This is a genomic window from Psychroserpens sp. NJDZ02 (assembly GCF_004843725.1).
Taxonomy (GTDB): Bacteria; Bacteroidota; Bacteroidia; order Flavobacteriales; family Flavobacteriaceae; genus Olleya.
Window position 1 is genome coordinate 3,482,116 of the sequence record NZ_CP039451.1, and the last position, 20,937, is coordinate 3,503,052.

The 20,937-nt window shown below is 31.2% G+C and carries 25 protein-coding genes; 4 read left to right on the forward strand and 21 right to left on the reverse strand.

Annotated elements, in window-relative coordinates; genetic code table 11:
• Positions 1 to 7: 7 nt before the first annotated feature.
• From E9099_RS15385 to E9099_RS15415, 7 genes are all read right to left on the reverse strand, one after another.
• Entirely contained in the window at positions 8 to 301 is a 294-nt protein-coding gene (locus tag E9099_RS15385) for a 4a-hydroxytetrahydrobiopterin dehydratase (RefSeq protein WP_101018782.1), read from the reverse strand.
• A gap of 24 nt (positions 302 to 325) precedes the next feature.
• Positions 326 to 1,156 carry a sugar nucleotide-binding protein gene (locus E9099_RS15390; RefSeq protein ID WP_136584420.1) on the reverse strand — a complete coding sequence of 277 codons (831 nt, stop codon included), beginning with the start codon at positions 1,154 to 1,156 and terminating at the stop codon, positions 326 to 328.
• A gap of 16 nt (positions 1,157 to 1,172) precedes the next feature.
• A complete protein-coding gene (locus tag E9099_RS15395; protein ID WP_136584421.1) occupies positions 1,173 to 2,087 on the reverse strand; it encodes a glutaminase in 915 nt (304 codons plus the stop codon).
• A gap of 6 nt (positions 2,088 to 2,093) precedes the next feature.
• Positions 2,094 to 3,164 carry a glycine cleavage system aminomethyltransferase GcvT gene (gene gcvT, locus E9099_RS15400; protein WP_136584422.1) on the reverse strand — a complete coding sequence of 357 codons (1,071 nt, stop codon included), beginning with the start codon at positions 3,162 to 3,164 and terminating at the stop codon, positions 2,094 to 2,096.
• A gap of 196 nt (positions 3,165 to 3,360) precedes the next feature.
• Positions 3,361 to 4,494, reverse strand: coding sequence for a YARHG domain-containing protein (locus E9099_RS15405; RefSeq protein WP_136584423.1), 1,134 nt, complete (start codon positions 4,492 to 4,494; stop codon positions 3,361 to 3,363).
• 169 nt (positions 4,495 to 4,663) lie between these two features.
• Positions 4,664 to 5,584: a YeiH family protein gene (locus tag E9099_RS15410; protein WP_136584424.1), complete on the reverse strand. Its 921-nt coding sequence runs from the start codon at positions 5,582 to 5,584 to the stop codon at positions 4,664 to 4,666.
• Positions 5,585 to 5,659: 75 nt separating this feature from the next.
• A complete protein-coding gene (locus E9099_RS15415; protein ID WP_136584425.1) occupies positions 5,660 to 6,544 on the reverse strand; it encodes a LysR family transcriptional regulator in 885 nt (294 codons plus the stop codon).
• A 224-nt stretch (positions 6,545 to 6,768) separates the two neighbouring features.
• Between E9099_RS15415 and E9099_RS15420 the strand changes: the two genes are divergently transcribed.
• Positions 6,769 to 7,413 carry an SDR family oxidoreductase gene (locus tag E9099_RS15420; RefSeq protein ID WP_136584426.1) on the forward strand — a complete coding sequence of 215 codons (645 nt, stop codon included), beginning with the start codon at positions 6,769 to 6,771 and terminating at the stop codon, positions 7,411 to 7,413.
• A gap of 52 nt (positions 7,414 to 7,465) precedes the next feature.
• Here the strand turns inward: E9099_RS15420 and E9099_RS15425 are convergent, their stop codons facing one another.
• From E9099_RS15425 to E9099_RS15475, 11 genes are all read right to left on the reverse strand, one after another.
• Positions 7,466 to 7,867 (reverse strand): hypothetical protein, encoded by a 402-nt coding sequence (locus E9099_RS15425; protein ID WP_136584427.1) that lies wholly within the window; start codon positions 7,865 to 7,867, stop codon positions 7,466 to 7,468.
• 360 nt (positions 7,868 to 8,227) lie between these two features.
• Positions 8,228 to 8,914: a hypothetical protein gene (locus E9099_RS15430; protein WP_136584428.1), complete on the reverse strand. Its 687-nt coding sequence runs from the start codon at positions 8,912 to 8,914 to the stop codon at positions 8,228 to 8,230.
• 58 nt (positions 8,915 to 8,972) lie between these two features.
• Positions 8,973 to 9,128 (reverse strand): IS3 family transposase, encoded by a 156-nt coding sequence (locus E9099_RS19775; protein WP_136585199.1) that lies wholly within the window; start codon positions 9,126 to 9,128, stop codon positions 8,973 to 8,975.
• 304 nt (positions 9,129 to 9,432) lie between these two features.
• Positions 9,433 to 10,125, reverse strand: a complete 693-nt coding sequence (locus E9099_RS15440; RefSeq protein WP_136584429.1) for a hypothetical protein — start codon at positions 10,123 to 10,125, stop codon at positions 9,433 to 9,435.
• 171 nt (positions 10,126 to 10,296) lie between these two features.
• Positions 10,297 to 11,289 (reverse strand): hypothetical protein, encoded by a 993-nt coding sequence (locus tag E9099_RS15445; RefSeq protein ID WP_136584430.1) that lies wholly within the window; start codon positions 11,287 to 11,289, stop codon positions 10,297 to 10,299.
• 62 nt (positions 11,290 to 11,351) lie between these two features.
• Complete coding sequence (locus tag E9099_RS15450) at positions 11,352 to 12,014, reverse strand: hypothetical protein (RefSeq protein ID WP_136584431.1); 663 nt, start codon at positions 12,012 to 12,014, stop codon at positions 11,352 to 11,354.
• The gene (locus E9099_RS15455) at positions 11,998 to 12,357 is read right to left on the reverse strand and encodes a hypothetical protein (protein ID WP_136584432.1); all 360 of its coding nucleotides are present in this window, start codon (positions 12,355 to 12,357) and stop codon (positions 11,998 to 12,000) included. Before E9099_RS15455 ends, E9099_RS15450 begins: the two co-directional genes overlap by 17 nt.
• 889 nt (positions 12,358 to 13,246) lie before the next feature.
• The gene (locus E9099_RS15460) at positions 13,247 to 13,672 is read right to left on the reverse strand and encodes a hypothetical protein (protein WP_136584433.1); all 426 of its coding nucleotides are present in this window, start codon (positions 13,670 to 13,672) and stop codon (positions 13,247 to 13,249) included.
• Complete coding sequence (locus E9099_RS15465) at positions 13,669 to 14,151, reverse strand: hypothetical protein (protein ID WP_136584434.1); 483 nt, start codon at positions 14,149 to 14,151, stop codon at positions 13,669 to 13,671. Before E9099_RS15465 ends, E9099_RS15460 begins: the two co-directional genes overlap by 4 nt.
• A gap of 661 nt (positions 14,152 to 14,812) precedes the next feature.
• The gene (locus E9099_RS15470; protein WP_136584435.1) at positions 14,813 to 15,358 is read right to left on the reverse strand and encodes a hypothetical protein; all 546 of its coding nucleotides are present in this window, start codon (positions 15,356 to 15,358) and stop codon (positions 14,813 to 14,815) included.
• Entirely contained in the window at positions 15,355 to 16,026 is a 672-nt protein-coding gene (locus tag E9099_RS15475) for a hypothetical protein (RefSeq protein ID WP_136584436.1), read from the reverse strand. Before E9099_RS15475 ends, E9099_RS15470 begins: the two co-directional genes overlap by 4 nt.
• 16 nt (positions 16,027 to 16,042) lie before the next feature.
• On the opposite strand from E9099_RS15475, the gene E9099_RS15480 reads away from it, so the two are divergent.
• The 3 genes from E9099_RS15480 to E9099_RS19555 all read left to right on the forward strand — a co-directional run bounded on the left by E9099_RS15480 (position 16,043) and on the right by E9099_RS19555 (position 17,980).
• Positions 16,043 to 16,240 (forward strand): hypothetical protein, encoded by a 198-nt coding sequence (locus E9099_RS15480; RefSeq protein WP_136584437.1) that lies wholly within the window; start codon positions 16,043 to 16,045, stop codon positions 16,238 to 16,240.
• A 355-nt stretch (positions 16,241 to 16,595) separates the two neighbouring features.
• Positions 16,596 to 17,732: a transposase gene (locus E9099_RS15485; protein WP_240788910.1), complete on the forward strand. Its 1,137-nt coding sequence runs from the start codon at positions 16,596 to 16,598 to the stop codon at positions 17,730 to 17,732.
• A complete protein-coding gene (locus E9099_RS19555; protein WP_240788911.1) occupies positions 17,729 to 17,980 on the forward strand; it encodes a hypothetical protein in 252 nt (83 codons plus the stop codon). The genes E9099_RS15485 and E9099_RS19555 overlap by 4 nt, the downstream gene beginning before the upstream one ends.
• A gap of 96 nt (positions 17,981 to 18,076) precedes the next feature.
• On the opposite strand, the gene E9099_RS15490 is transcribed toward E9099_RS19555, so the two are convergent.
• The 3 genes from E9099_RS15490 to E9099_RS15500 form a co-directional block, all read right to left on the reverse strand.
• Positions 18,077 to 18,751 (reverse strand): hypothetical protein, encoded by a 675-nt coding sequence (locus E9099_RS15490; RefSeq protein ID WP_136584438.1) that lies wholly within the window; start codon positions 18,749 to 18,751, stop codon positions 18,077 to 18,079.
• A 500-nt stretch (positions 18,752 to 19,251) separates the two neighbouring features.
• The gene (locus E9099_RS15495) at positions 19,252 to 20,499 is read right to left on the reverse strand and encodes a serine hydrolase domain-containing protein (RefSeq protein ID WP_136584439.1); all 1,248 of its coding nucleotides are present in this window, start codon (positions 20,497 to 20,499) and stop codon (positions 19,252 to 19,254) included.
• Positions 20,500 to 20,557: 58 nt separating this feature from the next.
• Entirely contained in the window at positions 20,558 to 20,818 is a 261-nt protein-coding gene (locus E9099_RS15500; RefSeq protein WP_262710410.1) for an integrase core domain-containing protein, read from the reverse strand.
• Positions 20,819 to 20,937 lie beyond the last annotated feature (119 nt).

A 20,937-nucleotide genomic window follows, 5' to 3' on the forward strand; every position in this document is an offset into this window, starting at 1 on the left:
TAAAAGTTTAATCTTCTTCCTCTTCCACAATATGCTCTATTGCTAAGGCTAGTTTAAAATCTTTATCAGTCACGCCACCTGCATCATGCGTCGTTAGTATTATTTTTAACACATTATATTCGTTAGTCCATTCTGGATGATGATTTAATGCTTCACATTCAAAAGCAATTCGGCTCATGGCGCTAAAGCAATCTTTAAAATTTTCGAATTCAAATTCGGCTTGTATTGCATTATCAAAATACTCCCATTCCGGAAGTCTTAATAAGCGCTGTTCAATTTCTAATGGGGTCAGTGTGCTCATAATTTTTATTTAAAAATAAGGAATTTATACTTCTAATTCTGTTAAAATATCTTGACTTACTAATTGCAAGTGTTTGGGGAGTTTATTTTCTTTAGATAAAACCGCTAAATAACGATCGTCATTAGTTGTAAAGACTTGTTTAAACAATGGATTAGCCACACCAAATGACCGCATGATTTCTTTAAAGAAATCGTCATGATGCACCAAGTCTGAGCTGCCTAGGTGGAAAATGCCAGATTTGTTTCTGTTAATTAAATAATGAATTTGTTGCGTCAGTTTAGTGTCCGTAGTGACATTCATTATTAAATTAGGAAAGACTTCAATAGGTTGTTTCTCTTTTATAAAAAACTTAATTTCTTGTATTCTTGGCGATTGTGCGCCAAAAACCATGGGTAATCTAATGATGGTTGCCTGACGTTTAGGTAAACGCAATAGCATGTTTTCTATTTTAATCTTAAAATGACCATACATACTATGGCTTAATGTTTTGTCCGTTTCATAACTAGGAAACTTGCTATAAGCGTCAAAAACATTGGCAGAAGATAAAAATAACAACTTGCTATTATTAGCCAGAAGGTATTCTGCAATATGTTGATGCGCCAGAACCTGAGCAGAGAAATTTCCTCTAATAGCCGAAATAATAATTGTCGGTTTTATACTGTTCAGGATTTCAAAAATATCGTCCTCTTCTATATTGTATTGAAAGTAGTGCTGGTTTTTTTCAAAGCTATAACTATCTGTACAATACGTACCGAAGGTTTGAAAGTAACCACATAATTCTTTATAAATGGCTTGTCCCAAAAAACCACTAGCACCAAGTATAAGTATACGATGTTTGTTATTATCCTCTTTCATTGTTATACGTTAACGTTTAGAAAACAGATAAATTGGTTTGGGTAGTAAATTGTTCTAGCGCTTGCATGCCTAATAAGGAGTTCCCTTTGGCATTTAAACCAGGCGCCCAAGTTGTAAGTACAAAATGGTTAGGTAATAAGGCTACAATACCACCGCCAACACCACTTTTACCAGGTAAGCCAACTTCAAAAGCAAACTCTCCAGATTCGTCATAAAAACCACAGGTTAACATAATAGCATTAATACGTTTGGCTTGACTAACCGTAATGTGTGGTATGTTATTGATGCATTTTCCGCTGTTAGCAAAGACATAAAATGTTTTAGCAATTTGGGCACAGGTCATCTCCAAAGCACATTGATGAAAATAGAAATCTAAAACCACATCGACATCATTATTAAGATTGTCAAAAGATTTTAAAAGGTTAGCTGCAGCAAAATTATTAAAACCAGTTAAGCGTTCCGACTCTGCAACTTTGTAATTATAAGTAATGGTTTGATCGTTAGCAATGTCTCTGACGTATTGTAAAAAATCTTCTTTCGGATTTTTAAATTGGCTACATAATATATCGGCAACAACAATAGCACCTGCATTTATTAAAGGATTTCTTGGGATACCGTTTTCTAACTCAAGTAAAGACAGATGGTTAAAGGGGTTCCCTGAAGGCTCCACATCAACACGTGTCCATAAATTATTATCCTCAAAAGCGATGGCTTTGGATAAGGATAATACTTTGGAAATACTTTGAATAGAAAAGGGCACTTCAGCATCACCTGCTTGAAATGTGCGACCATCCATGTGTTGCATAAATATTCCAAATGAATTAACATCCTGCTTGGAGAGTTCCGGAATATAAGAAGCAACAACACCCTTAACAACATTATGTTTTAAGTTATTATGGATGTTGTTTATAATTGTATTAAAATCTAACATAAACTGTTATGCCTTGTAAAACGGAAGTTTTACAACTGTTGCAGGCACTGCATTTTTACGAATCTGAATATTAATTTTACTGTTGACATCAGTAAAAACGGTTGGTACATAACCTAAACCAATCCCTTTATTTAGCATTGGAGACATTGTACCAGAAGTTACAACACCAATTTTTTTACCTTGACCATCAACGATATCATAACCATGTCTTGGTATACCACGTTCGTCTAGCTCAAAAGCAACTAATTTACGATCAACACCACGACGTTTTTGATCTTCTAAAGCAGCACTGTTAGTAAATGTTTTATTAAATTTTGTAACCCAACCTAAACCGGCTTCAATAGGAGAAGTGGTATCGTCAATATCATTTCCGTAAAGGCAATATCCCATTTCTAAACGCAATGTGTCACGCGCCGCTAAACCAATTGGTTTTGCACCAGCTTCAGTAACTTTATCCCAAATTTGTTTGACTTCGTCATTCTTACAATAGATTTCAAAACCACCACTTCCTGTATAACCAGTAGCAGAGATTATAACATTATCTATTCCAGCAAAATCACCAACTTCAAAATTGTAAAATTTGATAGCGGCTAAATCATGACTGGTTAACGCTTGCATTTTTGCGACTGCATTTGGACCTTGAATCGCTAATAACGAGTAGTCTGAAGACAAATCACGCATATCAGCATCTACTGTGTTTTTAGAGCTAATCCAGTTCCAATCCTTTTCAATATTACTAGCATTAACAACTAATAAGTATTGTTCTTCCTTTAGTTTGTAGATAATTAAATCATCAACAATACCACCATCATCATTTGGCAAACAAGAATATTGTGCTTTACCAATGGTTAGTTTAGTCGCGTCATTACTACTAACACTTTGTATTAACGCTAAGGCATTAGGACCTGAGATTAAAAATTCACCCATGTGTGATACGTCAAACACACCGCAATCTTTTCTAACGGCTTCATGTTCGATATTTACACCATCATATTGGACAGGCATATTGTAACCTGCAAAAGGAACCATTTTTGCATTAAGTGCTTCGTGAGTTGCTGTTAAAGCTGTATTTTTCATTTGGAATATATTTTGTTTTACCGTCAAGCGGAAAGGTTTAAAATTGTCTAACAAAAGTATTGAAAAATATTGAGTTGCTTTTAAGATTGCAAGCAATATCAAGTTAAAGTTTGTTAGATTTTGTAATTGAAACTAAACTGTCCGTTTAGTTCTAGTGGTTTAATAATTAAGAGGCTTTATTTTATGGCAATTGGCGCTAGTTATCCCATTTATTAGATGTAACCTTTTCTAACCATTCTTTTTCTACATCTTTTAATGTTTCGATTTTGGCTTGATACTCTGGATTAGGTTTATACCAATTTTGTGAGAGATAAAACTCCTGAATTACTGTAGTTTCAAACACATAACCATGTAAAGCAAAAGGAAGGTTGCGTAGTATTTTAAAAGAGGTTTCATCTACAGATTTAGTACACGTGGGATGCTCGTCGTTTTCAAGGCTTATTAGCTCTGGTAAATTATGAGACTTATAATCAAAAGACGTATAGTTTTCTTTCATATAAGTGACTGGAGCGTGTATATAAAGTTCATCTGTTGGTTTAAAATTGGTCTTTTTAAACGTTATACCACCAGTATACGTTATAAATTTGGAATACAAACCATCTCTATAGTCACTTGTATAATTTATGCTTCTTCCATCATCAATGGTCCATTCTTTTTTATCCTTAAAGAAGCTATTTGTTAAAATAAAATTTTCATTTGCTCCCATATCAATGTGTAATGTAAAATCATCAATTTGGTTATTTCCCCATCTGTTTGCAGCCGTTAGTATATAATCAAAATTATATTTTTCCATCATTGAGCCTGACATGTTAAAGCGGTAGGTATGTTTAACGGTGTTAATGCCCGGTTTAAATTTAGCTTCAAAATGGTAGACGTAATAAAAACTAGGGTCATTAGCGTTAAAGTCTTCCCCAATCACGTCGTCTTCCGTTTTAGAATCTATAGTATTATTAACGTAATAATTTTCGCTATTAACTATCGCGGTTTTAAAAGGGATTAACCCATTATTCATCAACACATCAAACTTTGAAATATAAGGATGCGCTCCGTTTTTAGGGTAACCATTAACATCTCCACTAGGCGAGGGCGCTTCAAAACCGACTAAAATTGTTTTTTCCTGACCTGGATTAAAAAACGTGTAGTCCACAGTAACATAGACGTAGCTTTCGTCATTTTCTATTTTTCTAAGAACCGTTAAAATTTCTTTAGTAATACAAATTTCTGTTTCGGTAATTGGGATTAATTGGTTTCCAGAAGCGTAATATGCCCCGTCATTGGCAAAACTAGAGACTGAAATTAATATAATTAGGAGGGTGGTTTTAATATTCATTTTGATTTTTTTTAGTCGAAATAGGATTAAGTCTTACAAAGTATCTAATGCATTTTACCGTCAAGCGGAAATTAGTAAATACGATCTAGCAAAAGTATTGAAAAATATTAAGTCCCTATTTATGAATCCATTATTATAACTTCAAAATAATTGACTTGATATGTTAAGTTTAGTTCAAAATATAAATTAGAGAGACTGTGGATATAAAAACCCATAAAGCTAAAGCTAAAATCAAGGGTTTAATTCCAAACGCTTTTAAATCTTTTACGTAAAGGGTAGAGCCAACAATAAATAGCGTTAAAACCAATAAGCGTTTTGCTATTAAGACAATGGTAGCGGTCATGGATTCTGGTAAAATAGAATAACTATTAATCACGATAGCTGCAATAAATAATAGTATAAAATAGGGGATACTAATTTTTTCGCCTTTTGTTTTAAAATAAAATATAGAAAATATGGATAGCGGTATAATCCATAAAGTTCTGGATAGTTTGACAGTTGTTGCTATTTTTAAAGCCTCATCACCATAAGCCATAGCAGCTCCAACAACAGAAGTGGTATCATGGATGGCAATAGCGCACCACAATCCAAATTGTTCTTGTGTTAAGTTAAAAAGATGTCCTAAAGGAGGAAAAACAAACAAAGCAATGGAATTTAGTAAAAAGACTATACCTAAAGCCACACTTATTATAGTGCTTTTAGCTTTAATTATGGGCGCAATAGCAGCAATAGCACTTCCTCCACAAATAGCGGTTCCAGAAGTGATAAGATGTCCTAATTTTAAATCTATTTTTAATAGTTTAGAAAATAACAGCCCTAACGTTACTGTCAAAATAATAGAGCATACCGTTAGTCCAAAAGCATGTTTACTAGTCTGTAACGTCTCTTTAAATAACATACCAAAGCCTAAACCAATGATTGAAATTTTTAATAAATAGCTAATGACTTTATGGCTATGGGATTGTAATGGATTAGTAAATAGTAAGGTGAATAAAAAGCCTAGTGCCAATGCTGTAGCACTATTAATAAACCCTAGAAGTATAACTATGGTAGTAAGAGCATAAACTGATTTAGAAATAGTAGCTTTCATATCAAGAGGATTATTTGATACAAAAGTAGGTTTAACAAATAACTTTTAAGAACACGTATTTGTTATATAATATAACTAAAAGTTATAATTATGCCTGATAAATTTTTCAAAAGATTGAAGCATATTAGATTGAAATCCCGTTCTCTTTACAAAGTAAAACCACCTTTCTATGGATAGATTTTTGATCTCTATTATTTTTAATTGATTGTTTAATAATTCTTTATGTACGGCATGTATGGATAATAAAGCATAATGGTCAGAGTGGTGTAAGTAGTTTTTAATAGACTGAGTACTGTTTAAAGTGACTACCGTGTTTAATGTTTTAACCTTATTTTCTAACAAAAATTTATCAATAATATCTTTAGTTCCAGATCCTTTTTCACGCGATATCATAGGGATTTCTTGTAAAGTAACACTATCAATACTTCCAGTTTTAAATGCATTAGTATTGCTATTAGTTACTAATACAATTTCATCTTTTATAAATTTATCATAGTGTAGCTTTGGATTGGTCATGCGGCCTTCTGTAATACCAAAATCAATAGTTTCGTTTAGGATTAAATCTTCAATGGTTTCAGAGTTATTACTATTGATTTCAAATTTAGTGTTAGGATATTGCTTTCTAAACTTCGAAATCACATTAGGAATTATATAATTAGAAATTGTCGTACTGACTCCAAATGTGATTAATTCTGGGAACGTATCATTTTTATGCAAAAATTGAGCGTCCATTTCGCTATAAATAGCCAAAATTTTATTGGTATATAATAAAAAGGCTTGCCCTTCTTTAGTGAGTGCAATCGAGTTTCGTTTTCTAATAAACAAGGTCGTTTTGTACTGATCTTCTAAATTTCGTATAGATTTAGATACTGCTGGTTGCGATATAAATAACTGTTCCGCAGCTTTTGTAAAGCTTAACGATTTAGCAACAATTTTAAATATATGTAATTTAGTTTTCATAAGATATTTAAAATTTAAAGATACTATGCCGTTTTGTTAATAGATAGTAATCATGGTAAAATTATTTATAACTCTTATCAAGCTATTATTGTTTTCTGTTTTATGATCAGATTAACTGTTAAAAAAATTAGTAAAACTAGCAATAACGCCTGTTTTTGTATTAAACTAGCGTTAAACCAGGGGCGTTTTTTTGGAAACCACGAGTGGTAATAGTAACTTGAAGTATGGAAAATATATTAGTAGCCGGTGCCAACGGTACCACAGGAAAAAAAATAGTAAATCTTTTAAACGAATCTCAATATTTTAACCCGATTGCAATGGTTAGAAAAGAAGCACAAGTCGCTTATTTTAAAGCCAAAAACATTGAGACTGTTATAGCCGATTTAGAGCAAGACGTTTCTGTAGCTTTTAATAACACGATAGATAAGGTTGTTTTTGCTGCAGGATCCGGAGGGAAAAAAGTAGTAGAAGTTGATCAAGAAGGTGCAAAACGATTGATAGATGCGTCTAACAAAAATAAGGTCAAAAAGTTTGTAATGTTAAGCTCGATGGGAGCAGACCATCCAGAACAAGCGGAGCAGTTGCAAGCGTATTTAAAAGCAAAACATAACGCAGACGAGTATTTGAAGTCAAGCGGATTAAATTATAGTATTGTTAGACCAGGATCATTAACTAATGGCGAATTAACAAACAAGATTGAGTTAGAAACCAAGTTAAATAAAAGTGGGGAGATTAGCCGAAATGATGTGGCTCAAACTTTAGTAAGCACTTTAAATGACGATATTGCAAATAAGACGACTTTCGAAATTTTACAAGGTGATACTTTAATTGCTGACGCCTTAAATACGCTGTCGCCTATTAATGCTTAATCAAGTATAAAAGCACACAAATTTAAAAGACAATAGCTGCCAATTTTGGTGGCTATTTTTTTTTAGATAGGGTTATAAACACATAAAAAAAGAAGATAAAAAAGATCCAATCGTTAATTCCGTAAATGGAATAAAAGACACCTGCCATTTTATCTTTACTAAACACTTCAGAAACGCTATTAGTCAACATCCAATTAGCCCAAACACAACCATAAATAAACTTTTCGATAGCAAAAACAGCAATAAGCCACTTAACCTCATGATGTTTTTTAGCAACTGCTATATAAGCTAATCCCCAAACTAAAATCATTAATAATCCAAAATTGGACATGACGCTTGGGTCATACGCATTGATAGTGGTATTGGTAAATAGTCTAGAAAAGAACAAGACAGAAGTGTTCATTACACCAGAAATGATAAATCCTTTTGTGATTGTTTTATGGGGTATGGTCATTTTGTGGTTTCGAATTTAAATTAATGGTTTTATGTATGGCAATTTAAGTGTATTAGGAACATTACCCCAGTTTTTACGCATGGGAAAAGTGAATACCCTTGGGGTTAAACAAGCTAATAAGTATGTGCATTTATCCTCTATAATCTTAAAAAGAATTTTAAATATATGAAAAACGGGCCAGAAAGTATAGCGGGACTACTTGCTTTTATTAAAAGTAAAAAAAACTACCTAATAAGCGTTCGAATGGTATGTTTTAAGCCACTTGCATTTTAGAGAAAATATGGCGGATCAAAATTAAAAAGAGCTTAAAATCAAAGATTTTAAGCTCTTTTTATGCTTTTTTAAGGGGTTGTGCAACGGTTACCGGTGTTGGCAGTTCGTTATTCTCTTTTTTATTATTCCGTTAATCTGTTCTGAATCACAACTTTTATCTACGTTCAAGAATTTTAATGAATTATCAATATCATTTTTTGGTAAAACAGTTTTAGAATTTTTATCATTACAATATCCCCAACCATAATTTAGTTTAATTTCCCCTTGTACTTCTGCGGGAATATCTATTCCGTGGTAATATTCTGTTATTAAATCGCCATTTACAACTAAGTAAGAATCTTCAAATTCTACATTTATAATTTTTCTAATAATTAAATCGCCATTTATCATTACAAATCTGTTAAAATCATTAGATAAATAATCAGCTTGGATATTTCCCGTAACGAATAATGAACCACCACTATCTCTCAATGAAAAATCTGAGGATGTAAGGTTTACCCAATTTGTTTTTAAGTTTCCAATAATCAGTATGTGTCCCTCAAAATCTATTTCGTTAGTATTATTGATATCTCCATAAAAAACTTGTATTCTTTCATCAGGCGATATTCCAAATCCATATTTTTCAAGGTTAAAATATTTAACTAATTCATCTTGAAATTGCTTTTCAGAAACAGTATTAAAAGTGTTAGGAACAAGTTCTATTTTTTGTATTTCAACTTCTTTTTCGATGAAAGTATCTTTTTCCTTTCTTTTAAATAAATCAAATATTCTCATAATATTTTCATTTTTTCTAATGTCTTGTCCTGAAATATGGTTATAGGTTAAAATTGAATTAAGCTGATAATTTATATACCATATTAGGTGTTTTATAATCTAAAGATAAATGTAATCCTACTTCGTTGTATAAATTAATTGCCTTTTTTACGGCTCTCTTTTTGTGGTTCACGTTATCAAAGGTTTGGTCGCGATAAAATTCATCTTTTAAAATACCGTTTACTCATTCTGCCATGACATTTTCGTAACAAGTATTTTGTTCAGAAAAGGGAAACGACCAATTAGCAAAAAAGGAAGCTATATGAAAGAAAAACGACAAAGCACGGTAGCCCCTGTTTGCTTTTATTAAAAGACTAAAAACTACCTAATAAGCCTTCGAATACTATGTTTTAAGCCACTTGCATTTTAGAGAAAAAATGACGTATTAAAATTAAAAACAGCTTAAAATCAAAGATTTTAAGCTGTTTTTATGCTTTTTTAATGGGGTGTGCAACGGTTACCGGTGTTGTACTTCGTTTTTATTTAATTTCAAATGTTTCTTTAAAAGGGATATCTATTTTTCCATTTCTATGATAATATCTCAATATTCCATTTAATGTATATTTTCCGTTTTTCAAGGAATCAAGTTCGATGTCTGCGAAAGAATGGTTTTCCTTTAGTTTGTAATCAACATTTTCATTAATCCCATTAAATTTTATATTATCAATTATGATGTGTCTATTTTCTTTTATCGATTGTGCGATATCAGATGATAAATTGATTTTTATACTATTATTTTTAATTTTAATAATTCTCGTGTTTATACTATCTAATTTTCTAAACCCATCTGCATAATGTTTTGGTGTATTAGCATATTCGAAAACATAATTCATCGCTATAACGAGTTCGTTTTTTATAATGTTTAAATGAAATTTATTTGAGTAGTTTTTTGTTTTTTTTCTTTGATTAAGTTCTATTATTAAATAATCCTTATCAAATTTCACGATTTCTTTAATTTCATCAAGGATTATTATGTATTCCGAAATTAAATTTTCAATACTACTTTTTTCATTTTTTATTGCTTTATCAATATCAGAAATCAGAGCTTCAAATTTTGGGTCTAAATTGTTCAGCCTATCAATTTTATTTTCTGGTATTTCTTCAATTCTTGTATAATAATATGCTCTATTTTGATTTAAATTTCTGTTGTTAAATTCATAATTAGATTCCAAAAATTAATTAAAGTCAGTTTGCTCATCAATATTTTTTTTACAAGATGAAAGAGCAAAAAATAGGAAGTAAAATAATAAAAGAAGTTTTCTCATTTAGTTTATAAATATTAATGTCATTGACGTTCGCACAAATGGTTTATTCTCTAATATGGCTAAAGTTTAAAAATGCTTTTATCTAATCATTTCTAACGGAGCTCCTTTTTTAGGACGATGAAGAAATATATCGTATACTGAATACTTGAATTTTCCATCTTGTTTTTTTGTAACTACACACAAAGGAGATTTCCCTGGATATCTCATTAGCGCTACAACCTTACCATTTCCGAAAAATTTGAGTTCATATTTTTCTATTTTTCTTACTGACGCAGTTGAGTCTAGTATTTTTTCTAATATGTCAACATTCCACCTCGTATTAACTTCTTTTTCAGTATAAAAATAGGACTGTGCAACTTCTTTTTCTTTATTGTAATATTTTTCTGAGATATTATTAATATTCTTATTTTTAAAATCTTTGGTTAGAGATTCATAATAATCTACAACTTCTTTTGTTAACTCATCTGTATTCTCTTTTTTCAGGTTTATACTTTTGGACCATCCATCTAGCTCATAAGGTACTTTTACGTTAAAAGAGACCTCTTCTTCAAATGCTTTAAGGTTTTCATTATTTTTAAATAGTAAAATACTTGGATTATTTTGTAATTTTTTTGTTCCTTCTCTAGGTGTTTTGTATTCAAAAAAGGGATAATAATCAAATTTTCTTTCAGATTCATCCCATTTCATTTTGCTAATGGTAATATCTAAACCTGCATAAGGATTTAATCCTTTTTTTAGTTCTTTATTTTCATCATAGAAAGGAAATAATATTACTTTCAGAGATTGTTTACCGCTTTTTAAAATTTTCCCATTAATTGGTACACTTATTTCTCCTCTCGCATTATTATACATTGAAAATACTGGTAAATCATTAATTAATATTTTATAATTGCATGCTCCATTATAGCTTGTTATATCATAGTAGGTTTTATCTTTTCTATATTTTACAGTTTCATGTAGTTTTTCTATTTGAATATTTTTTTGCGTAGTATCTTGAGTGTTTTTTTTTGAGTTTTGTCCATATCCATTAAATGTGATTAATAAAAGTATGTATATAATGATAATTTTCATCTGTTTATGTTTTTATGCTTTTTTATGGGTTGTGCAACGATTACCGGTGTTATCTGCCGTTTTTATTTATTCGGAATCCACATATAGTTTTCTCCTTCTGCAACTTTAGTTTTTGTTCTAGTTTCTATGTCTAAAATATGTATATCTTTTAGCCAAGTATTATTTTTTACCTGTCTACTATCAGAGAACAGCAATAGAAATTTGTTGTCAGGTGAATAGATTGGGTTAAAAAAACCTTCTCCGATTAATTTGGTTTTGGTTTGAGTTATCATGTCCATCTCATAAATACAGGAACCGGTGTTTAAAAACCCAGCTAAATATTGGAATGACACCTTCTTACCATCACTTGATAAAGTTGGATTATAAAAACCACTACCAAATTTTGGGTCAAAGTGTCCGTCAAACTTTAATAAAACAGTTTCAGAGCTCTTATCTTGTAAAATCAAGTCTCCACGTTTTGAAATAATTGTCTTGCCTAATACTGTTTCGCTTTTTTCGTAATATCTTTTAAAATCACAAAATCGTATTCCTTTCGAAGAGCTAGATGTTCCTCCGCAAGCAAAAGACGTGTCTTTTTGTGAGATAACTTCCCCTTTCTCATTAAATTCTGTTGTTTTTATTTTCAATTCCGAATGTTCGTAGTGTTCATAATCCAAAGTTCTTTTTAAATAACTTGAGCCTTTTCTAATGTTAATATATAAAATACTGTCAGTTAAAAAAATCATATTTGTCTATTGTAGTGTATGGCGGATTATTTGTGATGAATGTGCTGTCTCCATCTACTTTATGAAAATATTTTGAATATACTTTACGCTCTTTTTCCTCACTTCTTAATCGACTTTGGTGTCCAACTTGTAGAATACTCTCATTTATAGAACTGAAATAACTATTTAGAAATACTTTATTTGAACTGTAAATTTGTTTGTTAGTATTTTCTTTTAATGAATTAATAAAAACACCTTGTTTGTCAATTGAGTAAACAAATTTTAAGTCAGGTTTTAATTCTGTTTTACAACTTATTAGTATAAGTAAAACGACTAAAAGTAATATGTTATTTATTGTTTTCATTCAATTATTATCTTCTACAGAGTGATTTTCAAACGGCAGGTAACGTGTTCGTATATGATTAGTGGCGTGTTTCAGCACCTAATTTAGCAAATAAAAACGGAATTGAAAATCAGCAAAGACTTTCGTAAGTAGGCGAGAAGCCAGCAATAAATTATATACGGTGTGTGTGCCCAGCATGGGCATCTTTTTATTTACGGAAAGGTAAATAATTAATCTAGAGGGTGCAAGTTCCTTATGCGCAGGAGTAACCCTTCGGCTGCGCTCAGGACAGGCTTATTGAAGCATTAGTAAGTCGCAAGGGTGAAAACCGTGAGGTTTTATCAGAAGGCTATTTGTGATTGATTAATGAGCAAATACCACTACAAAACTCGGTACTGATACTTCGACTGCGCTCATCATAAACTAAACAGAAATCGTATACAGAGGCATAGTTATTCGGGTAAGCAAGCACATCATTGTAACGCCCAAACAGTAACAAAAGGGTAATTATGTAGATACGGCAGTGGTTGAGAGAAAGAAGATGTCCATTACCTGGGGAGGTCTCCAAAGTTACGAGTTGACTATTTGGAGCAATCAGCAGAGGTCATAGTACTTACAGGAAACGAGCAGAGGCAATACCTCCGACGGTCTCACAAGTAAGGACGGACTGAACGTGATTCTCTTCAAAATTCGCATAGGAGCACTAGTTGTAGCCTATGCCTAAATTAGAAGATAGTGTCAAGCGTGAAAAGAGCTTTGGCGTGATGATTTACGAACCGCCGTATACGTTCCTGACTTGTATTACTAGTAGTAATAGAGACGAAAGGACCAACGCAGTTACGTAAGTACGGTGGTGTGAGAGGCGCACTCCGGCTATTTTAGTCGGAGCCGTCTACTCGATTAGGTAATGTTATTTTTTAGTAGATTTTAATAAATATATTTTATTTTCAGTTAACTCATTTATATAAATCGTGTCTGAAACATAACCTTTGGCTTGTATTGTGACAGAATTACTTCTTAATCTGTGAAAATTAACATAACCTTCATTATTTGAAATAATTGTATCATTATTATCAATTATTAAAGCATTCTCTATTGGTTTGTTTAAATTATTTACGATTTTAATATTCCAAGAATTTACGATTTGTCTCTGTTGATTATAATCAGGGCTTGAATTCCATAAATAGACGAAAACTAAAAGAGTTAATAGACTCCATAATGCTAAAAAAGACAAATAAATTATTGTTTTTGAAATGACCTTTTGTCTTTTTAAAAAAGTACTACGTACTAAAAATAACGATGATAGTATAAAAATAATAGTAGATATATATATCATTTTAAAGATAATTTAGTTAACCATAATAAGCCTTTTACATCTTTTTCACTTGCAACTATTCTGTCTTTATAATCAGAATAATCATTATAATATTTCATTAGGTCAATTTCTCCTGATTTAGCAGCGTTTTCTCCGTTTGATTCCATAAAATCTAAATGAGTGATTTTATCAGATAATGATTCATTTATCGGTTTTCTATCTTCTGGGAAATAATAAGAACTTCCTTTATGTTGCCATGAATATATTGTTCCGTGATAGGCTTGAAGTAATTCGTGACCTATTTCGTGAGCAGATGTTTCTTTGAAATCTTCTTCTTCTTCTTCTTCTTTGGACTCAAGATTGAATACCCAACCTTCCGTTTTATGAATAGAATGACTTTTGTACCATTCCTTCCAATTAGAATGATAAATATATCCAGAATTAAATGATATTTGTTGTACAATTCCATTTGGCAATAATCCCATAACTTCATCATCCAAATTTGTTATTTTGACTTTAGTAAGCTCATAATCTTTATCGTGAAGAAGAATACTTAAACTATTGTAAGCAAAAAAAAGAGTAATCGGTAAGAAAAATAAATTAATAACTAAGAGTATGCCAATTATTTTTTTCATGTAACTCTCATTTTTTTAATTGTTTACAACGTGTTATATAGCAACTAAAGTAGTGAATATCCCTAAATATTACGTGATATCCAGACCTTTTGTTCCTCACTTTTGTTTTAAAAAGCTAAGCTACAATTTATAAAGTGGCCTCGCAATACGTAGAACTATGTCTATTTTATTGTTAATTAGGGATTAAGTGTACACTAATTAGTTGTAGGCTGTTTACGGAAAACCTCATTGTTGTAAAAAGGTTGAGTACTACAGCAGTACTATTAGTCTTAGTGGTTTTTGAGGCTTAAAAATGGGATAAGAGTACAAGTTGTAGTCTATACTTAAACTGGAAGATTGTGTCAAATATGTAAAACCTTTTGATGTGATCATTTGCGAGCTGCTGAATACGTTTCTGAGTTGTATTGCTACTAGCAATAGAGACGAAAGGACCAACGTAGTTACGTACGTGCGGTGTTGTGAGAGGCGCACTCCGGCTATTTTAGTCGGAGCCGTCTACTCGATTGGCAACTGGGCTTTTGAATCTTCAATAGCAATCAGTAAATATTTTACGATTTAAACGAATACAACTAGTTCCGTTTTTAGATTTTATTTTCCATAAAATATGTTTTTTTCTAGCTCTTTGTTTTATTTTTATCGGTTCTACAATTTTATCATTAGTAATATCAATATAGTTCCCTTGAAGGGTTGTGTTTTTACAATTATATTTAGGAATAGAAATATAATTGGTACCTATAATTTGAATTCCTTTAACTTCAATTTTAAATAATTTTCCCTTATAATAGTACTTAACATAATTAAATACTTTATTATCTTCAAGACCTTCTTTATATTTAGTGATGAAAAAAGTGTCATTTCCAGTAATTACTTTATAAAGTCCATTTAAAGGTTTATTATATTGTTTATTAATACTCTTTTTTGTTATAATCGACTTTGTCCTTGTAGAATGTATTGTATCAGTTTTATAAATAATTTCATTAAAAAAGAGACTAATAGTATCAGTATCTTTTTTAATCTGACTAAAAGCAAAGTTATAAATAACTAAAAATATTCCTAAAATATAATTTTTCATTTTATTAATTCTAAATCCGCAGTATCTTTTAACATTTCCGTCCATTGCCATTTCCAAAAAGAAATAACTGTATCACTATAATCCATTATATTTTCAGTTTTTGTTTTTTCGAAGGTATGAATAGGAATTACATCGCGTCCATTATCTGTTGTTTTGTTTTGAAATGAATGAAATAATCCTAGTGTGTGAGCAGCTTCGTGAATAAGGGTTTCTTTTCTTAACAAAGAAGAATATTTAGTCATCATAATATATCTTCCCGTACTAAAAATATCATCAGCAAACCCATCTAGATAATCTACACTAACACCTAAAGGAGGATTTGAATATCTAATTATTATAGGTAGTAAAAATATAGTAATTCCTTTTTCAGCATCATTTTCATCTAAATACATCTCTTTTAACCCTGTTAAAAAATCTTCCATATTACAAGCAATCGCATCAATATCTATTGATGAAATTGATTTTTTTATTTTATCGATACCTTCTCCACTAGAGCTTGTTCCTATTGCAAAATTTTCAAAATCTACTGTTAGTTTGGTATAATCTATTTTAGATCTTTTCTTAAATGGTTGATATTTTATTAATGATTGATTAAATTTATTTATAAAATCATTTTCATTATCTTTAATATATGATTTCCAATTGCTAATAGTTTCAGATAACTTCAAAGACTGAGAGTTAGATATGCCTGCACTAGGTAATGAAGCGGTAGAAGTGCTTGATGAAAAATCTAATATGTTTTCTGTGCCAGTACTATTATCATTAAAAGTTAACTTTCCTTTAAATTTAACCTCAACAAACCGAGCTTTTAAATTATATGTCTTAGCATTATTAAACACGTTTAATTTTCCAACTTCTTCATCGTCTTTAGCTAATAAATAAATATCAAGACGTTTATGTATAAGAATAGTTGCGGGTTTGTATGCGTGGATTTTCCGAAGGAAAATCAGACGTTACAAACACGCAACGACCTTTGATTAAGCACTAAGTCGAAATTATTTTTATACGGTGTGCCTGTTGCACAACGTGTTGTTAAAGATATAGAAATTTCGTATATTTATTAATGCAAGGCACAAAAATATATCAGGAGAAATTATTCAACAATTTCCAGTTGAGTCGTCGGGTTCCCCAAGACAATTTTTATAGACGATTATAAGAAATTTTAGACTTAGAATTTCTACGGAATCAAACAAAAATCTATTACGGAAACTGTGGACAAAAAAGTTTAGATCCCGTAGTGTTTTTCAAATTCTGTTTAGTTGGTTATTTAGAGAATATCACCGGCGATAGAAAATTGGTATTACATTGTAGTCTTCGACTGGATATTCTGTATTTTCTAGGTTATGATATCGATGAAGAATTACCATGGCATTCCACGCTAAGTAGAACACGTCAACTGTACCCAGAGTCAGTTTTTGAAAGCCTATTTACTCATGTTTTCAAAATGTGCGTAGCCATGCAAATGGTAAGCGGTCACACCCAAGTTATCGACGCCGCACCTGTAAAAGCAAACGCTTCGATGGATAGCTTAGAACTTAAAGTGCCAGAAGAAGATTTAGAAGCTCATTTACGCGCAGTACGACATATAAGCAATAGAGATAAAGCGGTACCATTTCGATCAGCCAAAGTTAATAAAGCCCCAAAATCGCAACAAGAATTATCAGCAAGCCGTCAGGAATTACAAGCCATAAAGAGCCGAAACAAAAAATGGTCAAAAGATCAAAACCATCGTCCTGGAGCAGGAAATAAAGGTTCCCGTTATACTAGTAATAAAACGCATTACAGTCCAACCGATCCCGATGCTCGTATAAGTGTAAAACCAGGGAAAGCAAGAAAACTAAACTATTCAAGTCAGCTCACGGTAGATGCCGCACATCATGTAATAAGTGACATCAAAGCCTATCATGCCGATGGCAAAGACAGTCAGCATTTACCTGATATTGTATTGCGAGTAAAACGACGCTTATGGCAATCTGGTCTTACCATAGACACCTGTCTCGCAGATACCGGTTACAGTAGTGGTGATAATTATGCTTTTTTAGAAAAGCAGGATATTACCAGTTACATTCCGCCACACGGCACCTTTAAAGGAGGACCTGATGAATTTATTTATAATGAAAAAGAAGATCACTACACCTGCCCTCAAGGTAAGATTATCCCCTTTAAAAAGGTGTTTTACGAAAAGAAGAACAACACCAAAAAGAAGGCCTATAGAGGTTCAAAAAAACTTTGTATCGATTGCCCAATACGAAGCGCTTGTTTAAGCAAAACGGCACAAGAAAAGTCATTTTCCGTAACGTATTACCGCGCAGAATACCTACGGAATATAGCACGAGTTGATAGTGAAAAAGGAAGCTATATGAAAGGAAAATGACAAAGCAGATAGCCCCTGTATTTGGTACGCTAACCCAGTTTTTAGGCATGGGAAAAGTGAATACCCTTGGGATTAAACAAGCTAATAAATGTATGCATCTATCCGCAACAGCGTATAATCTTAAAAAGTATTTAAAATATATGAAAAAACTGCCAGAAAGTATAGCGGGACTACTTGCTTTTATTAAAAGCACCAAAAACTACTTAATAAGCGTTCAAATACTATCTTTTAAGCCACTTGCATTTTAGAGAAAATACGGAGAGTCAAAATTAAAAACAGCTTAAAATCAAAGATTTTAAGCTGTTTTTATGCTTTTTTAAGGGGTTGTGCAACGGTTACCGGTGTTATAAACAGGTTTTTAATTCAATTATGTTTTCAGTATCTATAATACTATACGTGAGTTTTAGAAGTTTCATTTTACATTCATCAAATTCAATTATTTGATAAATCTGATTGCCAATTCTTTTCTCTGGAGTAAATTTTAAAAAATAATTTTGTTCATATTCAATTAATTTCCAATAATTTTTAATTTTCAGATTTTCATTAACTAGTTTTTTAGAAATTTCACAAAATGATATTTTATCACTAAACTTTATAACTAATGAATCTTTATTTTTTTTAAAATTATTTGTTGTTAGGAAAGTACTAATTTGACATTTATTAGTAAATAGCTTATTATTTAAATTTAATTGTTTAAAAATGTGCATTGTATTACCTTTAAAATCTACTTCAATAGAATTGTTTTCATTAATATTAAAGTCAAAATTCAAATTCAAAGAGTCGTTTTTTACTATTAGTTTTGAGTTAATAAAATCAATTTTTATAGGGATTGTTGTGTTATTATTAATGTTCTTAAGTGTTTTTTTATCGAAATCAATTAAGACACCCTTCTCTCCTGGCTTATATGATGCGCCAATATCTATGACACGACCTTTATAAGATATCCAAGTCCCATTAATCTTTTGATTTTTACAGGATATCGCTGTAATTAATAGGAATATTATATATAATCTTTTCATTAACTTGTTTATAACTCGTTATATAGCAACTAAAGTAGTTAATATCCCCTAAATATTGTGGGATATCCGCACTTTTTGTTCCTGATTTAGGTTTTAAAAAGCTAAGCTACAATTTATAAAGTGGCCTCGCAATACGCAGAACTATGTCTATTTTATTGTTAATTAGGGATTAAATGTACACTAATTAGTTGTAGGCTGTTTACGGGAAACCTCATTGTTGTAAAAAGATTGAGTACTACAGCAGTACTATTAGTCTTATTGGTTTTTGAGGTTTAAAAATGGGATAAGAGTACAAGTTGTAGTCTATACTTAAACTGGAAGATTGTGTCAAAGATGTAAAACCTTTTGATGTGATTATTAGTGTTGCGTCATATATTATTGAGTTGTATTAATAGTATCAATAGAGGCGAAAGGATCAACTTACTTACTTACTTACTTACTTACTTACTTTGGTGTTAGAAGGGGGACTTTTGATATTTTACTCGGAGCCGTCTACTCGTTTACCTGTTGGCTTTTCCGCTGTTTAATTCCGTTTCGTATTTGTTTAAGGATTTCCAAATTGACTTTATTTCGGGCCAAACATCATCAGTAAAATCCGTATCTGTATTAATAATTAATATTTTTCCAATTTCCGTTTTAGGATTGAAATACATTGCTGTCATTACTCCTGGGTCAGAACCATTATGACCAATCATTTCCTCCTTAACACCCAAGAATTCATCTCTAAACTCCATAAATATTCCAAACTCTTCATCTGTTTCTGAATTGGGGAATTTCTGTTTTTTAAATAATTTTTTATAGCTCTTTTGGTTTAACAAAGTTCCTTTGCCTTTATAACCTTTAATTAATTCAGATAAGAATAGCCCTAAATCTTTACTTGATGTAATAAATCCGCCATCAGCATATGTAATTAGTGAATAATCGGCTATCATCATTTCTTTATTCGCAAACAATTTAGATCGTTTTGTGGTATCAATATCTTTTGAAGACCAACCAGAGGACGACATTTTTAAAGGTTTTAATATATTGTCTTTTGTAAAAGACTGATAATCTTGTCCAGTTGCAGATTCTATTATCTGTGCGCAAAGAGCAGCAGCTATATTTGAATATTCTCTTTTTTCTCCCGGTTTTGTGTTGGAAAATGTGCCTTTTATGTACCATTTTCCATTTTCGGTCAAGCTATTTTGAATAAATTCTAATAATGAAATCTTCGTTTCAGGTTTGTTGAAATAGTCAAATACACCTTCGTTTTCTTCGTGTACAGATTTTTTTAAAACATACGATTTTGCATAAATCTCGTCAAGGTCAATAATTGAAGATGTGTGATAAGCCAGATGTTTAATTAAAATTGGATTCTCTGGATAGTTTGGATTAACAATTTTGAAAGGTAAATATTTATTGATTGGGTCATTAATATTTAATTTACCTAAATCTTGTGCTTTAAATAAGGAAATTCCTATTAGTGTTTTGGATATTGAAGCTATGTTTTGAATTGTACTTGAAGTGTAAGGCTTATTTTGCTCAATATCTGTGAATCCAAAACCTTTATCATAAATCAATCTATTTTCGTCCACCACAGATACTGAAAATCCGATTATCGCATCTTTATCAAAAGCTAATTGCAGGTTATTAGTCAATGTATCATTTATCGCGGTATGATTTTTTTTGAGGTTTTTTTTGGTTTCGTTTGTTTGTTTACATGAAAATATTGTTATTGAAAGGAAGATGATTAAAAATAAATTTTTCATTTAGCGGTTTTTTTTTTAGCTGTCTTGTCCTGAAATATGGCTACAGGTTAAAATTGAATTAAGCTGATAATTTATATACCATATTAGGTGTTTTATAATCTAAAGATAAATGTAATCTAACGTCGTTGTATAAATTAATTGACTTTTTTACAACTCTCTTTGCTTGTGCTACGCAATCAAAGGTTTGATCTAAGTATAACTCATCTTCTAATATGCCATTTACACGTTCTGCCATTGCGTTTTCGTAACAAGGATTTTGTTCAGCAAAGGGAAACGACCAATTAGCAAAAAAGGAAGCTATATAAAAGGAAAACGACAAAGCACGGTAGCCCCTGTTTTTGTTACATTAACCCAGTTTTTAGGCATGGAAAAAGTGAATACCCTTGGGATTAAATAAGCTAATAAGTATGTACATTTATCCGCAACAGCCTATAATCT